This is a genomic window from Paenibacillus sp. LT-B23, assembly GCF_059417685.1.
On sequence record NZ_JBSQBM010000010.1, the window covers coordinates 139,735 to 158,655 of the forward strand.

The following is an 18,921-nucleotide window of genomic DNA, read 5'->3' on the forward strand; positions in this document are numbered from 1 at the left end:
TAGTTCTTTTTATCTGTTTATTTATAGCATGAAAGCGAAGCAATTAGTTTTAATTTTGTATAATAGTGTAAAATAGTTCGTAAGAACGCAAACAAGCCTGGACACCCGATTGGCATCCCGGCTAATCTATATGTAATCCAATTGCCCCATTTAAAAAGGAGTCTGTCAACGTCGAACTATGGACAAAATAAAATAAAAACCCTTGCGTCGCAAGGGCTTCAATCATTTTTACGGCAAAGCGGGTGATGGGAATCGAACCCACGCTATCAGCTTGGAAGGCTGAAGTTCTACCATTGAACTACACCCGCACTTTAGAATATCTCAATTCTTATATATGACATAATCAAAATGTTGTCAACCAGCAGAATCAAGATGTTATCTAGTATAACTTACCTGCCTGTAAATTGCAAGCAAACTACATACCATCCTGAACCAGCCAATTCATAGGTTTGCGCAAAAACAAGTTTTCAAAAGATTCTGCCGGAATGGGCCGACTGAAATAATAGCCTTGTCCCTCATGGCAATCCTGAGCCTGTAAAAATTGGAGCTGACCCTCATTTTCCACTCCTTCAGCCGTAACCTTCAGCTTCAAATGGTGGGCCATGGAGGCAATGGTCGACACAATAGCCGCATTTTTGCTGTCCACCAGCACCTCATTGACAAAGGAACGGTCAATTTTAAGACGGTCAATCGGAAGATTTTTCAAATAATGCAACGAGCTATAGCCTGTTCCAAAATCATCGATACTGATTGCGACACCAATAGCTTTTATTTTTTTCAGTTGATCAAAGGCTCGATCCTTATCAAAAGTCATACTCTCTGTAATCTCCAGTTCCAGATAACACGGTTCCAGTTCCGTATAGGTCAAAATGCCACGAATCACATCCACCAGCTTTTTTTGCTGAAATTGGCGCATGGATAGATTCACCGATATCGGAATCGGCTGGTATCCGACCTTCTGCCAGCGCTTGTTTTGCAGGCACGCTTCCCGTAGCACCCATTCCCCCAAAGGCACGATCAGACCACTTTCTTCGGCCACCGGAATAAAATCTCCCGGCATCACCATTCCACGATGAGGATGATTCCAACGCACCAGTGCCTCCAAGCTTGTCAGTTCACCACTTTGCAAATGAACACGCGGTTGATACACCAGTGAAAATTCCTCATTTTCGAGCGCGCGCCGCAAATCATTTTCCAATTGGAGCCTTTCCTGCGCCCGCATCTGCATCCCACTGGTATACCGCTGAAAATTCACTCCCTGCTCCTTGGCATTATGAACAGCGGTATCCGCGTGCTGAATGAGCTGCTCACCCTGAGTGGCATCCAGTGGGTACAAAGCTATTCCCATACTCACCATAACATGATAATATTCACCATTAATATCAAAAGGCTGCTCAAACAACTTTACCATATCATCAATACGATTTTTCATGGCATCTATATCCTTGTAGCCCGTGAGAAGAAACGCAAACTCATCTCCGCCCATGCTGAAAACATCCTCGCCTTCACGGCAAAAATGCTCCAAGCGTTCGCCTACAACATAGAGCAAATAATTCCCTGCCGTATGCCCCAGTGAATCGTTAATGGTTTTGAATCGGTCAATATTCAGTATTAAAAGTGTTGCCGTTTCATCGGGTTTTAATGAATTGCGCAGAGATTGCTCGAGACGTTGTGAAAGACGGCGACGATTCGGCAGCCCTGTGATATCGTCATAATAGGCTATGTAATTAAATTCAGATTCTGCCGCCTTCTTTTCCTGGTATGGAACAAGGACCATTAGCCGAACCAATCCGCTCAGCAGATCATAGAATGCAATAGCATTCATCAAAAGTCCCATAAGGTGATTTATATCACTCATTTGCCGGGAGGACAAATAAAACAACTGGCTCACGATACACAGCCCAATCCCGCGAAGCATAAGCAACATACCAAGTTCCGCTGGGAGATGTCGGGAATATTTTCGTGCACCCAAAATAAAATTGGATACAAGCAGAAACAGGATAACCCAGTTCAAGATCCACCCCGGATTGTCCACCTCGTGCCTTATACGCAGATCCGGTAAGTACGACTCGTATATCTGAATGGTCCCGAGGATTAGCAAAATAAAACATATCCCTATCCATAAAGCGGTTTTCTTGTACCCTGATTCGGCTTTTCTAAAGGGGAGGGAGCAAATGACTATAAGCATAATAGAGGTGAAGACACGGTTCACATAAAGAAGCCACAGCGAAATATCCGGAGACAAAACAAAGTCCGTCAGGCTAACAAAACTAAACGAGACGATATGAACAAGGTAAAGCAGACCAGCCACCAGAAATGTGGGCGCGATGAGAAGTCTCTGCCAGGATAACTGCTCCAGCAAAACCGACCAGGATTGATGAAAAATAGAGAAACAGATCGCCGCACAGGCGAATCCTGCAATGGGGTATAGCAAGAAAAAAACATTATGGGAGTATAGCTTATTCAAAGTTACATGAAATAACTGAACCAAGACAAACAGAACTAGCGCAGCAATGCCGATGCCTATCGTTTTCTTTACTTCCAGCCGTGTACTCATTCAGCCTCTTCAGCCCCCTGCATATCGGAAATTCCGATCATCTAAGACGTTTGACAGCTTTGGAAGCCGTTTTTTAAGTCTTTAGTATCAAAAATAAATATGGATTATGGTACATAATAACATTTAATCTGTGAAAGGTGAATCATTTTTTAGTCTTATATTCATTATTCCATTTTCGTATTTACGCAAATAAATAAGCTTCCAGAACCAAAAAAGCGCATCATCTCTTCAGATCATGCGCTCTATCCGGTCTTTTTCAAATGAGTGATACCTATGCCCCAGTTCTGTACAACACAAAAGAATCAGTACCTACTACATCCCTTTGTGAAAGTCCCAGAACACTAAACTACAGGAAGCGTGATTTTAAACTGTGTTCCCTTTCCATGTGTACTGTCTACATGAATAAAGCCCCCGTGATTTTTGATGATCCGATAGCTCACTGCCAGTCCCAAGCCGGTACCACTTTCTTTCGTTGTAAAAAATGGATCAAATAAACGTGATAATGTATTGTGATCCATTCCCAAACCGTTATCTTCAATGCAAATATGAACATACGAACCTTCCAGCACCGTATGGATATCAATGCATCCCTCACGGTCTTCTCCGATACCTTCGATGGCATCCATTGCATTTTTGATCATATTGAGAATGACCTGCTTAATCTGCTTTACATCAATGGAAACCTTCATGAGCGTACTATTTTCATCCAGCGCGATCTGGCAACCCTTCATCAGCGCCTCGCTTTCGGTCAGCATCACAACCTCTTTCAGCAGACCCATCACAGGTACAGCGGTTTTTTGCGGAGCTGAAGGCTTGGACGAATTCAGAAACTCATAAATAATGTCATTCGCGCGATCTATCTCTGTCAAAATAATACGAGCATACTCATCTCTTCCCAGCTCCACCAGATGCGGCCGCAGTAATTGAATAAAGCCCCGGATGGCGGTAAGCGGGTTACGGATTTCATGAGCAATCGAGGCGGAAATGCGGCCTAACATCGCGAGCTTGTCATTTTGATACGCCGTCTGCTCAATTTGCTTATAATCCGACACATCCTTGACACTGAACAAAAAATCGCCATCCATCTGATCCCCGTAGGTCACCGTAATCAACCAATGCCGGCCATACTCATCAATCAACTCATGATAGCGCTTTCTATGAAAGATTGTCTCTTTGTAAATTCGCATAATTTTCTTCTTCTTAAATCGGCTTAACTCGGGATGATGCAAAATTTGCATCAAGTTGCGACCTGCCAGCGAACTACGCGGCAGTTCCAGCAGTTTGGCCATTTGCACGTTAATAAAGGTCAGTACCCCGTCACTGTCAAACAGCATGATACCACTATCCAGGTTCTCCAGCACATTTTCATACTTGTTATTGGCGATCTGTGTGGAAGGGCAAGCTCCCACGGTATCAAGCAAGGCTTCTTGGAATTCACTGATCATGCCAGGCTTCCCCCTTGTTTCGGAATGATAAACTGGCCGTATCGGACGCTTAACATTATTGAAGAAGAGAAAGACATCATCTATCGACTACCCTTCAACGGTTAGAAAACAGATTCATAAAATTCCGACCATCTCTGTCCAATTGAGAGTCTAATTTTATGATAGACAAGACTTAGGATTCCAGTCAACCGGAAAAAGTGTCGAATTCACATTTTTATCCTGTTTTCTTTCGTCATAATATCTGCGCAACATTACCAAAAACGAAATAATAAGTTAGGAATAAGCGCCCTACACACCAAAAAAGCTCTCCAGTGTGAGAGCTTCTTTGGTGTGTAGGATGTCAACTGCCGCTCTTATTATGCTGAAGCCGAGAGCGTCTCTGGCTCATAACAGCCAGTCTTCTCTTGAGCTCTCCCTGCCATTTTTCATCGTTCATCTGTTTAGCTACCATCAATAAATCCAGGGACATGTCAATTTGGCGCTTCACAATTTCAAACGCATCTTCACTCTCCCGATTCACACAATTCTCAAATATCGTATCATCATCTTCCATGACGTAGTCCTGAAAATCAATCTCGCTTGCCCCGTCTCCATGTGCATACTCAGCCAAAATTTCATACTCATTCTCGACTTTATAATGGACCTCAATACGACGACATACCGGGCAAAACAGCAAAGGAACATTATGAACTTGGGTGCGGTAATGCTTCAGCGTTCCCTTGGTTCCTACCATGCTTGCTCCACAGCAATAACTCATCCGGGCTCAGCCTCCTCTGAACAAAACCTGTTCTGCCTTGTTTATCCTCTATGTTACCTTATTCGCTTTCACCAGTTGAAATTCCTCCAAAACACAGTAACATTTCCACAATTATTTCTTATTTCACCCTGCACTGTTCACTTCAAACACACATAATCATAAACTCTTTTCCTGCATAACATAGGCAAGCAAGCCCCCAATGTCGGTAAAAAACCGCTTGTTGGGGGCTTGCAAGTTTAATGTTCAACTTCTTCTAAAGCTTATATTACAGGTTTTTGTCGCCTGGTTTCCAGTTCATTGCGCACAAGCCGCCAGATTGCAAAGCTTGTAGTACACGCAATGTTTCTTCTACACTACGACCTACGTCGTTGTGGTTAACCACTTGATATTTCAATTCGCCTTCAGGATCAATGATGAACAAGCCGCGCAATGCAACTCCTTCTTCTTCGATCAGAACGCCATAATCACTTGCTGTTTTTTTCGTGATATCAGAAGCCAACGGGAAGTTCAGTTTGCCCAATCCGTTGTTTTCTTTAGCTGTGTTGATCCATGCTTTGTGGCTGTGTACGGAGTCTACACTGATACCCAGAATTTCAGTATCCAGCTCTTTAAATTGGTCAGCAGCATCGCTCAATGCTGTGATTTCTGTTGGGCACACAAAAGTGAAATCCAGTGGATAGAAGAAGAATACGAGCCATTTGCCACGATAATCGGAAAGCTTCACCGAACCAAATTCTTGACCGTCTCCAGTCACTGTTTCCAATGCAAAATCAGGTGCGGGTCTTCCTACCAATCTTTCTGCCATAATATGAAATCCTCCTTTTAAAATATGTAAGAAAAACATCAAATGTGTTTTCCTCAATCATCTGTATTGTATTAAAACAACCTACTTGATAAATGTTATCATTCGCAGAAATCAAAGTCAACATTGTAACCATTACTTTTTTAGAATTACTTTAAACTAGCTTTTAAAAATTCACAATTTATACACATTCATCAGGTTGTACACTTCCGGATATAACAGCAGCCCCTGATGGCTCAGGAGCTGCTGTATCATGCACTTGCTGTATAATCAGCTACCTTATTTCAAGGAAGCCGCTAAGCTTTTATCGAATAGCCGCTGCGATCAAATCACCCATTTGGGTTGTCGAGATGGCCTTGGATTTATCCACCGCGATATCGGCTGTGCGATGTCCGGCATCCAGTACCTCTGCTACCGCCTTCTCAATGGCGTCAGCAGCTTTCTCATATCCGAAAGTCATACGGAACATTAAAGCAACGGACAGGATCGTAGCAATCGGATTAGCAAGTCCTTGACCCGCAATGTCCGGTGCTGAGCCGTGAACCGGCTCGTACAGACCGAAGCTGCCTTCTCCGAGAGAAGCAGAGGACAGCATACCGATGGAACCAGTCAGCATAGCCGCTTCGTCACTAAGGATATCGCCGAACATATTTTCCGTCACGATGACGTCAAAGCTGGACGGGCGACGCAGCAATTGCATTGCGCAGTTATCAACCAGTACATGCTCCAGCTCAACATCCGGATAGTCCACGGCGACCCGGTTAACCACTTCGCGCCACAAACGGGAAGTTTCCAGCACATTGGCCTTGTCGACTGATGCAAGCTTTTTGCGACGCTTCTGTGCAATTTCGAAAGATTGGCGAACAATGCGCTCCACTTCCGTTACATTATATGCGCATGTATCGACAGCTTCCTCACCCTGCGGGCTTTCACGTCTGAACTTCTCACCGAAGTAGATGCCACCTGTCAGCTCGCGCACAACGATCAGATCCGTACCTTCCAGCACTTCAGGTTTCAGTGTCGATGCGTCCTTAAGACAATCAAAGACGACAGCCGGACGAAGATTGGAGAACAGGCCCAGCTCTTTGCGTATACCCAGCAGCCCTGTTTCAGGGCGAAGCTCCTTCGGATTGTTATCCCACTTGGGACCACCTACGGCTCCCAAAAGTACGGCATCTGCAGATTGGCAGACAGCCAGCGTTTCTTGCGGCAATGGTGTACCCTTCTCATCAATGGCAATTCCACCGAACAGTGCATGCTCCGTTTCAAATGAATGGCCAAACACTTCCTCCGTACGCTTCAAAATTTTCTCTGCCTCAGCGACCACTTCCGGTCCGATTCCGTCCCCAGCTATTACCGCAATCTTTTTCACGTCTGCCATCACGTACACTCCTCTTGTTTTACAGCCTTACGGGCGTATTATTTATACCTTCTTTGTAACATACATGGCAGGGTTTTGACCAAGATATAGAATCTATCAATTTAATAGGCTTAGCCTATAAGCTGAAAATCTGTAGTAAGACAAAACAAAACAGGACCGGAAATACCCGATCCTGTAAACTCCAAATTGCTTGATTTGCAATCCTTAGGACTTGTAATCTACACGATTGCTATAGGTTTTACGCTTGTCGATCAAGCCATTCAAGGCATCCACATAAGCGCGGGCACTTGCTTCCAGAATGTCAGTGCTTACCCCACGTCCCTGTACAGACAGATCGTTTTGGGTCAACACGACATGCACTTCACCCAGAGCATCCTTACCTTGGGTAACAGACTTGATCGAGTAATCCGAAAGAACGACTGCCTCGCTGCTGGCTTGGTCAATCGCATTGTAAATCGCATCGACCGAACCGTTCCCTTCAGCTTCCGTCTCAATAACCTGACCTTCGTCGGTAACCAGACGTACCTTGGCGGAAGGTGTAGCCTCGTTGCCATAGGTTACGAAAATCGTTTCCAGCTTGAAGACTTCCGGTGAATCGGCCAGTTTTTCTTCCAGTAGCGCCAGGATATCATCATCCGATACTTCTTTCTTCCTATCAGCCAAATCCTTGAACTGTCCGAAAGAGCGGTTCAGCTCCTCTTCGCTCAATTCGTAGCCCAGCTCGATCAAACGTTCTCGGAAAGCATGGCGACCGGAATGCTTGCCCAGTACCAGCTTGCTTTCCTTCAGACCAATACTTTCCGGCGTCATGATTTCGTAGGTCGTTTTTTCCTTCAACATGCCATCCTGGTGAATGCCCGATTCATGCGCAAAAGCATTCGCTCCAACAATCGCCTTGTTGCCCGGCACGACCATACCCGTCAGACGGCTGACCATACGGCTCGTACGTGCAATCTCGGACAGTTGCAGAGACGTTTTGGCCTGGAAAAATTCCTGTCTCGTCTCCAGCGCCATTGCGATTTCCTCAATAGCGGTATTTCCGGCGCGTTCACCAATACCGTTAATAGTTCCTTCAATCTGATCCGCCCCGTTCAGGATCGCAGCCAGTGTATTCGCCGTAGCCATTCCCAAGTCGTTGTGGCAATGTGCGCTTAATTGAATCTTTTCCACACCAACCACATTTTCCTTAATATGCTTGAAAATGTTGCCGTATTCATAAGGTGTCAAGTAACCCACGGTATCTGGAATATTGACGACAGACGCGCCTTCCTGTACAGCCATGGTGACCATTTCCACTACAAAATCAAGCTCTGTACGACCTGCATCCTCCAGGGAAAACTCTACCTTGGGCAAATATTTTAACCCGTAACGAATGGCTGAACGAGCGGTTTCCAATACCTGAGCCTTCTCCATCCGCAGCTTATGCTGACGGTGAATCGGAGAAGTTGCCAAAAAGATATGGATACATGGGTCCTGAGCTCCCTTAAGTGCCTCGCGGACCGCATCAATATCCTGTTCCCTCGCACGCGAAAGACCAATAACCGTTGAATTTTTGACAGCCTTGGCGACTGCATTGACAGCAGCCAGGTCACCCGGAGAAGCAGCCGGAAAGCCAGCTTCCATACGGTCGATACCCAGCTTTTCCAACTGGTAGGCGATCTCTACTTTCTCGCGGGTATTCAAGTTCACACCAGGTGACTGTTCTCCGTCTCTCAACGTTGTGTCAAATATATATATTTTGCGCAACGCAACGCACCTCCCTTAGGATAGAAGCATTAAATTACAATGCGGCTCACGCAATAAGCAGGGCCGCATTGTAAGATTACCTTATAAATGAATCATGTTTTCGAACTCGTTGTACAAAAAGATCTTATTTTTTGATCCAGTGCATCATTTCACGCAATTGTCCGCCCACCACTTCAATCGGATGGTTAGCTTCATTACGGCGAGTAGCCGTCAGGAATGCACGTCCGGATTGATTTTCAAGGATAAAGTCACGAGCAAATTTACCTTGTTGAATGTCAGTCAATACGTCTTTCATTGCTTTCTTCGTATCTTCTGTTACGATACGTGGTCCAGTTACATAGTCGCCATATTCCGCTGTGTTACTGATGGAATCGCGCATTGTTGCCAATCCGCCTTCATACATCAGGTCAACGATTAGCTTAAGCTCATGCAAGCATTCGAAGTAAGCCATCTCAGGAGCATATCCTGCTTCAGTCAACGTTTCAAAACCTGCTTTAACGAGTGCGCTCACGCCGCCACACAATACCGCTTGCTCACCGAACAGATCCGTTTCCGTTTCTTCACGGAAGGAGGTTTCGATCACGCCTGCACGTGTACAGCCAATACCCTTGGCATAAGCAAGACCGATTTCTTTCGCTTGACCTGTTGCATCCTGCTCGATTGCGATCAGACCCGGTACGCCAAAGCCTTCTACATAGGTACGACGTACCATATGACCTGGGGATTTTGGAGCAACCAGCAGTACATCGCTATCTTTAGGAGCAACGATTTGTCCGAAATGAACGTTGAAACCATGGGAGAATAAAAGAGCTGCGCCTTTTTTCAGGTTAGGTTCAATTTCATTTTTGTACACAGAAGCTTGTGTTTCATCCGGCAACAAAATTTGAACCACATCTGCACGGCTCGTTGCATCAGCCACGTTCAGAACTTCAAAACCGTCGTTTCTTGCAACATCTGCTGATTTACCTTCACGCAAACCGATAACAACATTCAGACCACTGTCACGCAAGTTTTGTGCTTGAGCATGTCCTTGGCTACCGTAACCGATAACGGCAACCGTTTTTCCTTTCAATACGCTGAGCTCTGCATCTTTTTCGTAGTACGTTGTAACTGCCATGGTTAATTTCCTCCTTTTAATTGGACCCTTCATAATGAGCGGGTACTCCAAGAGACTCTGCCTCGTTACCAAAACTTGAAAATCTCTTCGAGCCCCCGCTCTTATGAGGGCGGTTCTTTATTGATGTAATGCGCTATAAGCGGTAATTCGTTAAAGCTCCGTATTAAGCATTGCCACGTATCATGGCTGTAACCCCGGTTCGGGTCAGCTCACGAATACCATAAGGCTTCAATAACTCGATCATGGCATCAATTTTTTCGGTATCACCAATGACCTGAACAATCAAGCTCGTCGTTCCAACATCAACTACGGCTGCTCTGAACGTTTCCACGACGCCCATAATTTCTGGCCGCTGAGGTGGTTCTGCCTTCACCTTAATCATCGCCAATTCCCGCGCAACCATCGGCTTGGAGCTAAGATCAATAACCTTGATTACATCAACCAGCTTGTAAAGCTGCTTCTCGATCTGCTCCAGATTGTTCTTATCTCCTATGGTCACAATGACCATACGGGATAATCCAGCTTCCTCCGATTGACCCACGGTAATGCTCTCAATGTTAAAACCACGGCGACCGAACAGGCCGGACACACGCTGCAAAACGCCGGGATGATCATTTACCAGTACAGCAATGGTATTTTTAATCGTCATTTTACTCGTCCCCCATCAGCATTTGATCAATCGTCGAACCTTGCGTCACCATCGGATATACATTCTCTTCCTTGCTGACCACAAACTCGACAACGACCGGTCCGGGTGTATCAAGCGCCTCCTGCCAAGCCCGACGTGCCTCTTCCTTATTCGTAGCACGCAGTCCTTTTACGCCGTATGCCTCAGCCAGTTTCACAAAATCCGGGCTTCCGGCCAGATCAATATGGCTATAGCGATTGTCATAGATCAATTCCTGCCATTGTCGAACCATCCCCAGCACCTGATTGTTGATAATTACGATTTTGACCGGGATGTTATTGATTGCACAAATGGCCAGTTCCTGCGAACACATCTGCATACCGCCGTCTCCGTTAATGGAGATAACCAGTCTGTCGGGATTTGCCATCTGAGCGCCGATCGCGGAAGGGAAACCAAATCCCATCGTGCCCAGCCCACCGGATGTTACCCATGAGCGCGGCTGATTAAATTTATAATACTGCGCCGCCCACATTTGATGCTGACCCACGTCCGTCGTTACGATTGCGCCGCCTTTGGTCGTTTCATCCAGCAGCTCGACAACCCATTGTGGCTTAAGCACTGTATCCGAATCCTTATAAGAATAAGGCTTCTCATTTTTCCATTGTTGAATTTGCGCTCTCCATGCATCCGCTCGATTCGCGCGTTTCACATCCTGATTCAGCAATTCCAGTACCGCTTTCACATCGCCTACAATCGGAATGTCTGTCGGTACGTTTTTACCGATTTCAGCAGGATCGATATCAATATGGACGATTTTGGCGTGAGGAGCAAAGCCGTCCAGCTTGCCTGTCACCCGGTCATCAAAGCGGGCACCGATACAGATTAGCAAATCCGACTGTTGAATCGCCAGATTGGAGGTGTACGTTCCGTGCATCCCCGGCATTCCCGTCCACAGTTCATGACCACTTGGGAAACCGCCCAATCCCAGCAATGTTGTCGTAATCGGAATTTCCGTTTTGCGAACAAACTCGTAAAGTGCCTCATGTCCGCCGGAGTATACAACCCCGCCACCTGCCAGAATAAATGGGCGTTCCGCTTCAGCAATAGCCTGAGTCAGCTTGTCTAGCTGAATTTTGTTTGGCAATACCTTCGGGTTATAACCTCGCATGGTCACAGGTCCCGTTTGCGGAACAAATAGCGTTTGGGCTGCTGATATATCCTTCGGAATATCAATCAGTACCGGACCCTTGCGGCCCGTGTTGGCAATATGGAACGCCTCATGAATGATTCGCGGCAGATCCTCTACATCTCTTACCAGATAGCTGTGCTTCGTAATCGGCATCGTGATTCCCGTGATATCAGCTTCCTGGAAAGCGTCCGTGCCGATCAGGGAGGATATAACGTTGCCTGTGATGACCACTAACGGCACCGAATCCATAAAAGCCGTCGCAATGCCGGTTACCAAGTTGGTTGCTCCAGGTCCGGAAGTCGCGATACAGACGCCGACTTTACCGCTGGCACGTGCGTAACCATCTGCCGCATGAATGGCTCCCTGCTCGTGACGGGTGAGGACATGCTTGAAATCCTCAAAGCCGTACATGGCATCATAAATGTAAAGCACTGCACCACCGGGGTATCCGAAGACACAATCTACTCCCTCCAGCAACAGGCTACGAAGCAAAATTTCCGAACCTGTAATCACTTCAGGTTTCATCCACTTTTCACGTAATTCATCGGTTGACCGAACTTCAGGAATTTGTGCACTCATTGGTCATCCTCCTTTACAAAATTTACATACATCTGACATTTGTAAAAACAAAAAAACCTTCCATCCCTAGAACAGACTTGCTGTTACTGAGGGACGAAAGGCTGTAGCTTCCGTGGTACCACCCGTGTTTGCCCGATATTTCGCAATATCGAACCTTGGCAGGTACAGAAATCACAAAGGATCTCCATATCTGGCGTCTGTAACGTAGACCGTACGATTTTCCCTAATAGGTGATTCAGCACACCGCTAAATATCATCGGGCCCAAATACTTTTCAGGAAAACAGCTCCAAGGTGAGCTCGTTAAAAAGGGATTTTGGTGAAGCTTGCAGCTAATGCCTCACTCTCTGAACAAAAGAGCCCTAATCACTTCGTCCTTTTCATTGCCGTTGAGTTCATGTCATTCTTTCAAATGTTTAGACACATTATATGTCCCCCATCTGGGATAGTCAATACCCAGATTTCATAAAAATTTTTGTTTTTTCTCCAGGGTACCTCTGAGTCGCACGCTTCCATGAGGTATCCGCATATTATAAAAAAGACCACACGGCGAGACTGTGCGCACCTCCAAAGCTGCGTCTTGCCTTGCTAAAAGGGTGGAAAAGGAGGCCCGCTTATGATCCGCAAACGCAGCGCTCAGGATGACCGCATGATCCTTCGACTGATCGAGCAAGAGCTTGTTCCCCTATCGCATTTAAGCACACAAGAAATGGATCAAATTCGTAAAGAATTACCCCGGCGCTTAAACCGGGGCATCACTTTTGTCGCTTGCAGGCCGGATAATGCGCAGCCTGTCGGCTTCATTCATGTTATGCTGCATGGAGAGCTGCTGTATATTGATTTGATTGCAATCTCTTCGTCTCATCAAGGCCAGCGCTACGGGAAAAAACTGCTGGAGCATGCCGAGCAATACGGACGTCTACGACGCTGCAAGCGGGCAAAAGTCATGGTAGACGAAGACAACATCCGTGGAATCCGCTTTTATCTGCGTAACCATTATCAAATGCTACGATACGTCTCCCTGAGCCGATGCCATGAACTTGAAAAGGCATTGTGAAAGAGTGCCTCCTACAGCTCATCATTCCAATATCCTAGAATAAATTGGGGTAAAACGGATAACCTTCTCCGGGGTATCCCCCATCTGTATATGGGCCGTACTGAGGTCCACCGTATCCCGGCCCCCCATAACCTGGTCCGTAGCCGCCATAACCACCACCATAACCACCAACGTAAGGAGCTGTGCCGATGGCAAGCAAATCGAACAGCACCAAGGGAATAATTGCCTTTGTCTTTACCTTTTTCTTGCGATTGGGCTGAAGAATCAGTCGGTTACCCGAAATGCGAATCAGCTTGCCGCTGACCTGGGAACCATCCTTGCGAGTAGCCAGAATGACTTTGCCGACAAGCTTCTCCACCTGCTTTCTGGTTACTGCCTGTTTCATCGTATTTCCTCCTTCTTTCTCAACGGATGGACAGATTGAACGGCTCCTTGATAGCTTACCGCCACCACAAAACAGACTGGAGCTGACAGGGGCCGAGCGTTCGTCCAATCTGCATAGCACAGTCTATTCCATCCATGCCAGAAGCGTATGTTTGAATGCCTGCACAACCTAAAAAAATCCGGCACCTGCGAATGCAGATACCGGATTTGCGAACAAATGCAATTTTCAGATTTCAAGACAACAGCTTTTAACTGCCCGTGTAAAATTAGCGCTTGCTTGGATCATAGAGCTGACCCAAAGCAGCGGGAGCACGCGAGCGCCCTACAGCCACTACCAGCACAATAATCGTCAGGAGATACGGCAGCATAAAAATAATTTCCTGGGGAATACTTTGCGACCATGCGAACAACTGCACATAGTTGCGAATGGCTTGAGAAAATCCAAAAAACACAGCTGCGCCAAAAGCGCCGAGCGGGTTCCATTTTCCGAAAATCATAGCGGCAATGGCAATATATCCTTGACCAGATACCGTATTATGCGAAAACATATTTGTCGTCGTCAAGGTGATCGTAGCTCCGCCAATACCAGCCAACGCGCCGCTGATCATGACCCCGATATAACGCAGGCGATTTACCTTGATACCAACGGTATCCGCAGCGCCCGGATGCTCTCCCACAGAACGCAAACGCAAGCCGAACGGCGTTTTATACAATGTAAAATATCCAATAATGACTAATAATATGGCCAAATAGGTCGTTGGATAGGCTTGGAAAAAGGCTTTTCCTAAAATCGGAATATCTACTAGATAGGGAATGGATATTTCGCTAAACCCCTGAATTCGCCCAGTATCGCCATCACCCTCAAATAAAAGCTTAACCATGTATAGCGTACTGCCTGCCGCCAAAAAGTTGATAACAATCCCGCTAATGACCTGATCGGCTTTAAACGTAATCGAGGCTACAGCATGAATCAGCGAAACCAGAATGCCGAATACCGCCGCCGACAGCACACCTACCCAAGCGGCAGAGGTTCCCCCCAGCCCTGCTTGTTCCGCATAAAATCCGCCTACACCCGCCGCAAACGCCCCGAACACCATAAGACCTTCCAGCCCAAGGTTCGTCACACCGGATTTTTCCGAAAAAACTCCGCCGAGAGACGCAAATATAATCGCCGTCGCAAAAACGAGCGTTGTATGGATTAATTCACCAAGTGTTAACCAACTCATTTTACAACACCTTCTCTTTCTTCCGCTTGGAGTAGAGCGGCTTCACAACCCAACGTACAATTCCCTGAGCTGCAATAAAGAAAATAATCGAGCCGATGACAATCCGAATAATTTCGGGCGGCACATCCGCGCTAAAGCTCATCCCCGCAGAACCATACGTAAGCGTTCCGAACAAAACAGAGCCAAGCAGCACACCGAACGGATTATTCATCCCAATGAGCGCCACCGCGATACCATCAAAGCCGGTTCCCGGCGATCCTGCCATGACGGATTGATAATGGAATACCCCCAGCACTTCAAAGGCACCCGCCAGTCCGGCAAAAACACCACTAATGAACATCGCTTTTACGATGTTGCGATTCACATTCATACCTGCATAGCGGGATGCGTCCTGATTAAATCCGACAGCACGCAGTTCGTAGCCCTGCTTGGTTTTCCACATGAAAATATAGAAAAATACCGCCGCCAGCACAGCAATGACCGTCCCCCAATGAACCCGAGCATTTCCCATCATCTGTGACAGCCATTCAATCGAAATCGAAGCGGAAGGCTGAATATCCACGGAACGATTTTCACCCTGCAGGAGTGCAAACTGGTTAATCACCAGGTTAGCCAAATACAGACCAATCCAGTTCATCATAATACAGGTGATAACCTCATTAACGCCACGCTTGGCCTTCAAATAGCCAGCAATTGCAGCCCATAGACCACCGAATACCGCCCCGGCAATGATCGCCAGCGGCGCATGTATAATAGCAGGCAGTCCATGCAGTTTGATGCCCACAATCGAAGCAGCCGTCATACCCACCAGAAATTGACCTTCACCGCCGATGTTAAACAATCCGGCACGAGCCGCAAAAGCAAATGCCAATCCCGTCAAAATCAGTGGAGTCATTTCACGGATAGCCTCACCAAAGTTGTATGAGTCTCCGTACACACGGCTAAATAGTGCAGAATACGCAACAATGGGATCGTAGCCGCCAATCAGCATCACGACAGCACCCAGAAGAAGACCCAAAATAATAGAGACCAGCGCCAGAACAAAGGAGTCTTTTGTAAATATTTTCAATAGGTTAGCCATTCTCTACTCCTTTCTTCACTGCACTTCCGGCCATCATCAGTCCCAATTCCTGATCATTCGTTTCTTCCGGCAGCACTTCCCCAACAATCTTGCCTTCATAAATGACAGCAATACGGTCGGATACATTCATAATTTCATCCAGCTCAAAGGAAATGAGCAATACTGCTTTACCTTGATCCCGCTGGGCAATCAGTTGTTTCTGGACAAACTCAATCGCTCCAACATCCAACCCACGTGTAGGCTGGGCCGCAATGAGCAGGTCAGGGTTTTTATCGATTTCACGCGCAATGATTGCCTTTTGCTGATTACCGCCGGATAACGCTCTTGCCTTGGTATGAATATCCGGTGTTCTCACATCAAATTTCTCAATGAGACTTTTCGCCTGCTTATCAATAGCCTCTTTGTTCAAAAAGCCGTTTTTACTGTAAGGAGCCTGATAGTACGTCTCCAGAACCATGTTTTCGCTCATGGAAAAATCGAGTACCAACCCGTGCTTATGGCGGTCCTCCGGGATATGCGAAACGCCTGCCTCTGAAATTTTACGTGGTGACTGATTCGTCATTTCTTGTCCGAGCAATCGGATGTGCCCGCCATCGACCTTACGTAAACCAGTCAAAGCTTCAATTAGCTCACTCTGTCCATTGCCATCTACTCCGGCGATTCCTAAAATCTCACCTGCCTTGACTTGCAGGTTCAGCTCATTCAGAACACTAATGCCATCCTTGTTTTTAGAGACCACATGGCTCATTTCCAGAACGGTTTGCCCCGGCTGGGCAGCCTGCTTGTCCACTTTAAAGGACACACGGCGGCCTACCATTTTCTCCGCCAGATCATTTGGAGTCGTTTCCGATGTTTTGACCGTATCAATGACCTGACCCCGACGAATAATCGTAACTGTATCTGCAATTTGCATGATTTCTTTAAGTTTATGAGTGATAAGAATAATGGACTTGCCTTCAGCTACCAGACGCTTCATAATGTCCAGCAGCTCAATGATTTCCTGTGGAGTCAACACCGCTGTTGGCTCGTCGAAAATCAGGATATCTGCGCCACGGTAGAGCGTTTTGATAATTTCCACACGCTGCTGCATGCCGACAGATATATCTTCAATTTTGGCATTCGGATTCACCTGAAGGCCGTACTGCTCAGACAACCGCTGTACTTCGGCAGCAGCCTTTTTATAATTGATTTTCAGACCTTTGCGTGGCTCCGAGCCCAGGACAATATTTTCGGTTACAGTAAACGGCTGCACAAGCTTAAAATGCTGATGCACCATGCCAATCCCCAGATCAATCGCCTTATTGGGGCTATCAATCTGTACTGGTTTCCCACCGATTTCTATCGATCCTTCATCCGGCTGATACAGTCCGAAAAGAATATTCATAAGCGTAGATTTACCCGCACCATTCTCACCCAAAAGGGCATGAATTTCTCCCTTATGCAGCTTGATGCTGATGGAGTCGTTGGCAACGATGCCGGGGAATCGTTTTGTAATTTGCTTTAACTCAACGACGGGGGTCGCTGCATCCATGAGATCACCCTTATATACTTTATAGTATGTGCTCCAATGAGCTGATTTACCGTTATGATCTGTATAACTCCAGACGTAAGAACAAGGCTAGTCTTGTGAACCAGCCTTGTCGCCACCCTTATTTATCTTGCAAGCCAAATCTTATTTCGAAGGAACTGTAATTTCGCCCTTAATAATTTTTTGCTTGTATTGTTCTACGAGATCAAGCACGTCTTTAGGAACGTTTTTACTGGATGTATCCGCCAAGCCAATTCCGTTATCTTTCAGAGCCAGCGTTTCGATACCGCCCTTAAATTTACCGTCGATAACTTCCTGGGATACGCGTTTTACGGCTTCATCCACACGTTTGACCATTGAAGTCAACGTTACGTCATCACCAAACTCAAGCGATTGGTCTTTATCTACACCGATAACCCATACTTGCTGACCTTGTTGCTTCCGTGCGAGCGCTTCGTTAAATACGCCTGTACCTGATCCGCCAGCTGCGTGGAAAATAATGTCCGCACCGCTGTTGTAGATCGTTGCAGCTGCTGCTTTACCCAGATCCGGCTTATCAAACGCACCTGTGTAGTTTACTTCCAATTTTGCATTTGGATTTACTGCTTTAATACCCGCTTCGAAGCCTTTTTCAAAACGTTTGATCAGCGGGCTATCTTGTCCACCCACAAAACCGATTTTGTTTGTTTTGGTGAGTTTACCAGCTACAACCCCCACCAGGAAGGAACCTTCATTTTCAGCAAAAACAACCGATTTTACATTAGGCGCATCTACGACACTGTCGATGATCGCCAGATTTTTGTCCGGGTTGTCTTTCGCTACTTGTCCAATCGCATTCGCCAGATTAAAACCAATACCCCAAGTCAGGTTAAAACCGCCCTTAACAAATTGGTTCAGGTTAGGAATATAATCTTGATCCGATTTACTTTGCAAGTATTTAGCCTTGGTGCCTGTTTCTTTTTCAATGGCTTGCAATGCTTCCCATGCAGATTGGTTAAACGACTTGTCGTTTACTCCACCTACATCTGTAACCATGCCGATTTGGACATTGGATGTTTTGGCAGAACCACCTGCGTCTCCGCCACTTGCATTGGACGCGCCTTGATTTTTGTTACCGCAGCCTGCGAGAATGACTGAGATCGCTAGCAGCATAACCAAAGACATACTGAACATTTTCTTCATGCTGATACTGTTCCCCCTTAGTGTTAGATCCCTGGACTGTCTCTTTTCTCTGAAAATAGACACGTCATACATGCCATTTACTGTCGAGACAGATCGTACAGAAGACTTACTTTAGAGATTATACAATTATGATCGACTAAAATCTAGATGATTAATAACCTTGGGTCAATTTTTTTTGAAATCCTATCAATGTAAGCGCTATACCTATTGCAAAACCCATACATTCTGTCATCACACGTCATGTTTATTCGTATTTTGAATAAT

Annotated in this window: 15 protein-coding genes and 1 tRNA gene; 1 reads left to right on the plus strand and 15 read right to left on the minus strand. The window is 46.2% G+C overall.

Annotated elements, in window-relative coordinates; all coding sequences use genetic code 11:
* Positions 1-237: 237 nt before the first annotated feature.
* The 10 genes from ACWXW9_RS14365 to ilvB all read right to left on the minus strand — a co-directional run bounded on the left by ACWXW9_RS14365 (position 238) and on the right by ilvB (position 12,201).
* A tRNA-Gly gene (locus ACWXW9_RS14365) sits at positions 238-308 on the minus strand.
* Positions 309-415: 107 nt separating this feature from the next.
* Positions 416-2,557: a putative bifunctional diguanylate cyclase/phosphodiesterase gene (locus ACWXW9_RS14370; RefSeq protein WP_494929945.1), complete on the minus strand. Its 2,142-nt coding sequence runs from the start codon at positions 2,555-2,557 to the stop codon at positions 416-418.
* Between the two features lie 341 nt (positions 2,558-2,898).
* On the minus strand, positions 2,899-4,002 hold the full coding sequence (locus tag ACWXW9_RS14375; RefSeq protein ID WP_134910565.1) for an ATP-binding protein: 1,104 nt from the start codon (positions 4,000-4,002) through the stop codon (positions 2,899-2,901).
* A 340-nt stretch (positions 4,003-4,342) separates the two neighbouring features.
* A complete protein-coding gene (locus ACWXW9_RS14380) occupies positions 4,343-4,759 on the minus strand; it encodes a hypothetical protein (RefSeq protein ID WP_007429530.1) in 417 nt (138 codons plus the stop codon).
* A gap of 265 nt (positions 4,760-5,024) precedes the next feature.
* Positions 5,025-5,564: a peroxiredoxin gene (locus ACWXW9_RS14385; protein WP_014280569.1), complete on the minus strand. Its 540-nt coding sequence runs from the start codon at positions 5,562-5,564 to the stop codon at positions 5,025-5,027.
* Positions 5,565-5,865: 301 nt separating this feature from the next.
* On the minus strand, positions 5,866-6,942 hold the full coding sequence (leuB, locus tag ACWXW9_RS14390; protein WP_044646662.1) for a 3-isopropylmalate dehydrogenase: 1,077 nt from the start codon (positions 6,940-6,942) through the stop codon (positions 5,866-5,868).
* 204 nt (positions 6,943-7,146) lie between these two features.
* Entirely contained in the window at positions 7,147-8,688 is a 1,542-nt protein-coding gene (locus ACWXW9_RS14395; protein WP_494929946.1) for a 2-isopropylmalate synthase, read from the minus strand.
* A gap of 124 nt (positions 8,689-8,812) precedes the next feature.
* A complete protein-coding gene (gene ilvC / locus ACWXW9_RS14400) occupies positions 8,813-9,805 on the minus strand; it encodes a ketol-acid reductoisomerase (protein ID WP_014280566.1) in 993 nt (330 codons plus the stop codon).
* Between the two features lie 163 nt (positions 9,806-9,968).
* Positions 9,969-10,454 carry an acetolactate synthase small subunit gene (gene ilvN / locus ACWXW9_RS14405; protein ID WP_134910568.1) on the minus strand — a complete coding sequence of 162 codons (486 nt, stop codon included), beginning with the start codon at positions 10,452-10,454 and terminating at the stop codon, positions 9,969-9,971.
* A gap of 1 nt (position 10,455) precedes the next feature.
* Complete coding sequence (gene ilvB, locus ACWXW9_RS14410) at positions 10,456-12,201, minus strand: biosynthetic-type acetolactate synthase large subunit (protein WP_494929947.1); 1,746 nt, start codon at positions 12,199-12,201, stop codon at positions 10,456-10,458.
* Positions 12,202-12,815: 614 nt separating this feature from the next.
* On the opposite strand from ilvB, the gene ACWXW9_RS14415 reads away from it, so the two are divergent.
* Positions 12,816-13,256: a GNAT family N-acetyltransferase gene (locus ACWXW9_RS14415; RefSeq protein WP_494929948.1), complete on the plus strand. Its 441-nt coding sequence runs from the start codon at positions 12,816-12,818 to the stop codon at positions 13,254-13,256.
* Positions 13,257-13,290: 34 nt separating this feature from the next.
* Here the strand turns inward: ACWXW9_RS14415 and ACWXW9_RS14420 are convergent, their stop codons facing one another.
* From ACWXW9_RS14420 to ACWXW9_RS14440, 5 genes are all read right to left on the minus strand, one after another.
* Positions 13,291-13,641 carry a hypothetical protein gene (locus ACWXW9_RS14420; RefSeq protein WP_494929949.1) on the minus strand — a complete coding sequence of 117 codons (351 nt, stop codon included), beginning with the start codon at positions 13,639-13,641 and terminating at the stop codon, positions 13,291-13,293.
* Positions 13,642-13,906: 265 nt separating this feature from the next.
* Positions 13,907-14,866: an ABC transporter permease gene (locus ACWXW9_RS14425; RefSeq protein WP_044646668.1), complete on the minus strand. Its 960-nt coding sequence runs from the start codon at positions 14,864-14,866 to the stop codon at positions 13,907-13,909.
* A gap of 1 nt (position 14,867) precedes the next feature.
* The gene (locus tag ACWXW9_RS14430; protein WP_044646669.1) at positions 14,868-15,947 is read right to left on the minus strand and encodes an ABC transporter permease; all 1,080 of its coding nucleotides are present in this window, start codon (positions 15,945-15,947) and stop codon (positions 14,868-14,870) included.
* Positions 15,940-17,478, minus strand: a complete 1,539-nt coding sequence (locus ACWXW9_RS14435) for an ABC transporter ATP-binding protein (protein ID WP_494929950.1) — start codon at positions 17,476-17,478, stop codon at positions 15,940-15,942. The genes ACWXW9_RS14430 and ACWXW9_RS14435 overlap by 8 nt, the downstream gene beginning before the upstream one ends.
* Positions 17,479-17,619: 141 nt before the next feature.
* The gene (locus ACWXW9_RS14440) at positions 17,620-18,657 is read right to left on the minus strand and encodes a BMP family lipoprotein (protein WP_494929951.1); all 1,038 of its coding nucleotides are present in this window, start codon (positions 18,655-18,657) and stop codon (positions 17,620-17,622) included.
* Between the last annotated feature and the right edge of the window lie 264 nt (positions 18,658-18,921).

What these genes read in the sequence shown, in the direction of transcription:
- ACWXW9_RS14370 (WP_494929945.1), bottom strand. Translation starts at nt 2,557, where the DNA reads ATGAGTACACGGCTGGAAGTAAAGAAAACGATAGGCATCGGCATTGCT.
- ACWXW9_RS14375 (WP_134910565.1), bottom strand. Translation starts at nt 4,002, where the DNA reads ATGATCAGTGAATTCCAAGAAGCCTTGCTTGATACCGTGGGAGCTTGC.
- ACWXW9_RS14380 (WP_007429530.1), bottom strand. Translation starts at nt 4,759, where the DNA reads ATGAGTTATTGCTGTGGAGCAAGCATGGTAGGAACCAAGGGAACGCTG.
- ACWXW9_RS14385 (WP_014280569.1), bottom strand. Translation starts at nt 5,564, where the DNA reads ATGGCAGAAAGATTGGTAGGAAGACCCGCACCTGATTTTGCATTGGAA.
- leuB (WP_044646662.1), bottom strand. Translation starts at nt 6,942, where the DNA reads ATGGCAGACGTGAAAAAGATTGCGGTAATAGCTGGGGACGGAATCGGA.
- ilvC (WP_014280566.1), bottom strand. Translation starts at nt 9,805, where the DNA reads ATGGCAGTTACAACGTACTACGAAAAAGATGCAGAGCTCAGCGTATTG.
- ilvN (WP_134910568.1), bottom strand. Translation starts at nt 10,454, where the DNA reads ATGACGATTAAAAATACCATTGCTGTACTGGTAAATGATCATCCCGGC.
- ilvB (WP_494929947.1), bottom strand. Translation starts at nt 12,201, where the DNA reads ATGAGTGCACAAATTCCTGAAGTTCGGTCAACCGATGAATTACGTGAA.
- ACWXW9_RS14415 (WP_494929948.1), top strand. Translation starts at nt 12,816, where the DNA reads ATGATCCGCAAACGCAGCGCTCAGGATGACCGCATGATCCTTCGACTG.
- ACWXW9_RS14420 (WP_494929949.1), bottom strand. Translation starts at nt 13,641, where the DNA reads ATGAAACAGGCAGTAACCAGAAAGCAGGTGGAGAAGCTTGTCGGCAAA.
- ACWXW9_RS14425 (WP_044646668.1), bottom strand. Translation starts at nt 14,866, where the DNA reads ATGAGTTGGTTAACACTTGGTGAATTAATCCATACAACGCTCGTTTTT.
- ACWXW9_RS14430 (WP_044646669.1), bottom strand. Translation starts at nt 15,947, where the DNA reads ATGGCTAACCTATTGAAAATATTTACAAAAGACTCCTTTGTTCTGGCG.
- ACWXW9_RS14435 (WP_494929950.1), bottom strand. Translation starts at nt 17,478, where the DNA reads ATGGATGCAGCGACCCCCGTCGTTGAGTTAAAGCAAATTACAAAACGA.
- ACWXW9_RS14440 (WP_494929951.1), bottom strand. Translation starts at nt 18,657, where the DNA reads ATGAAGAAAATGTTCAGTATGTCTTTGGTTATGCTGCTAGCGATCTCA.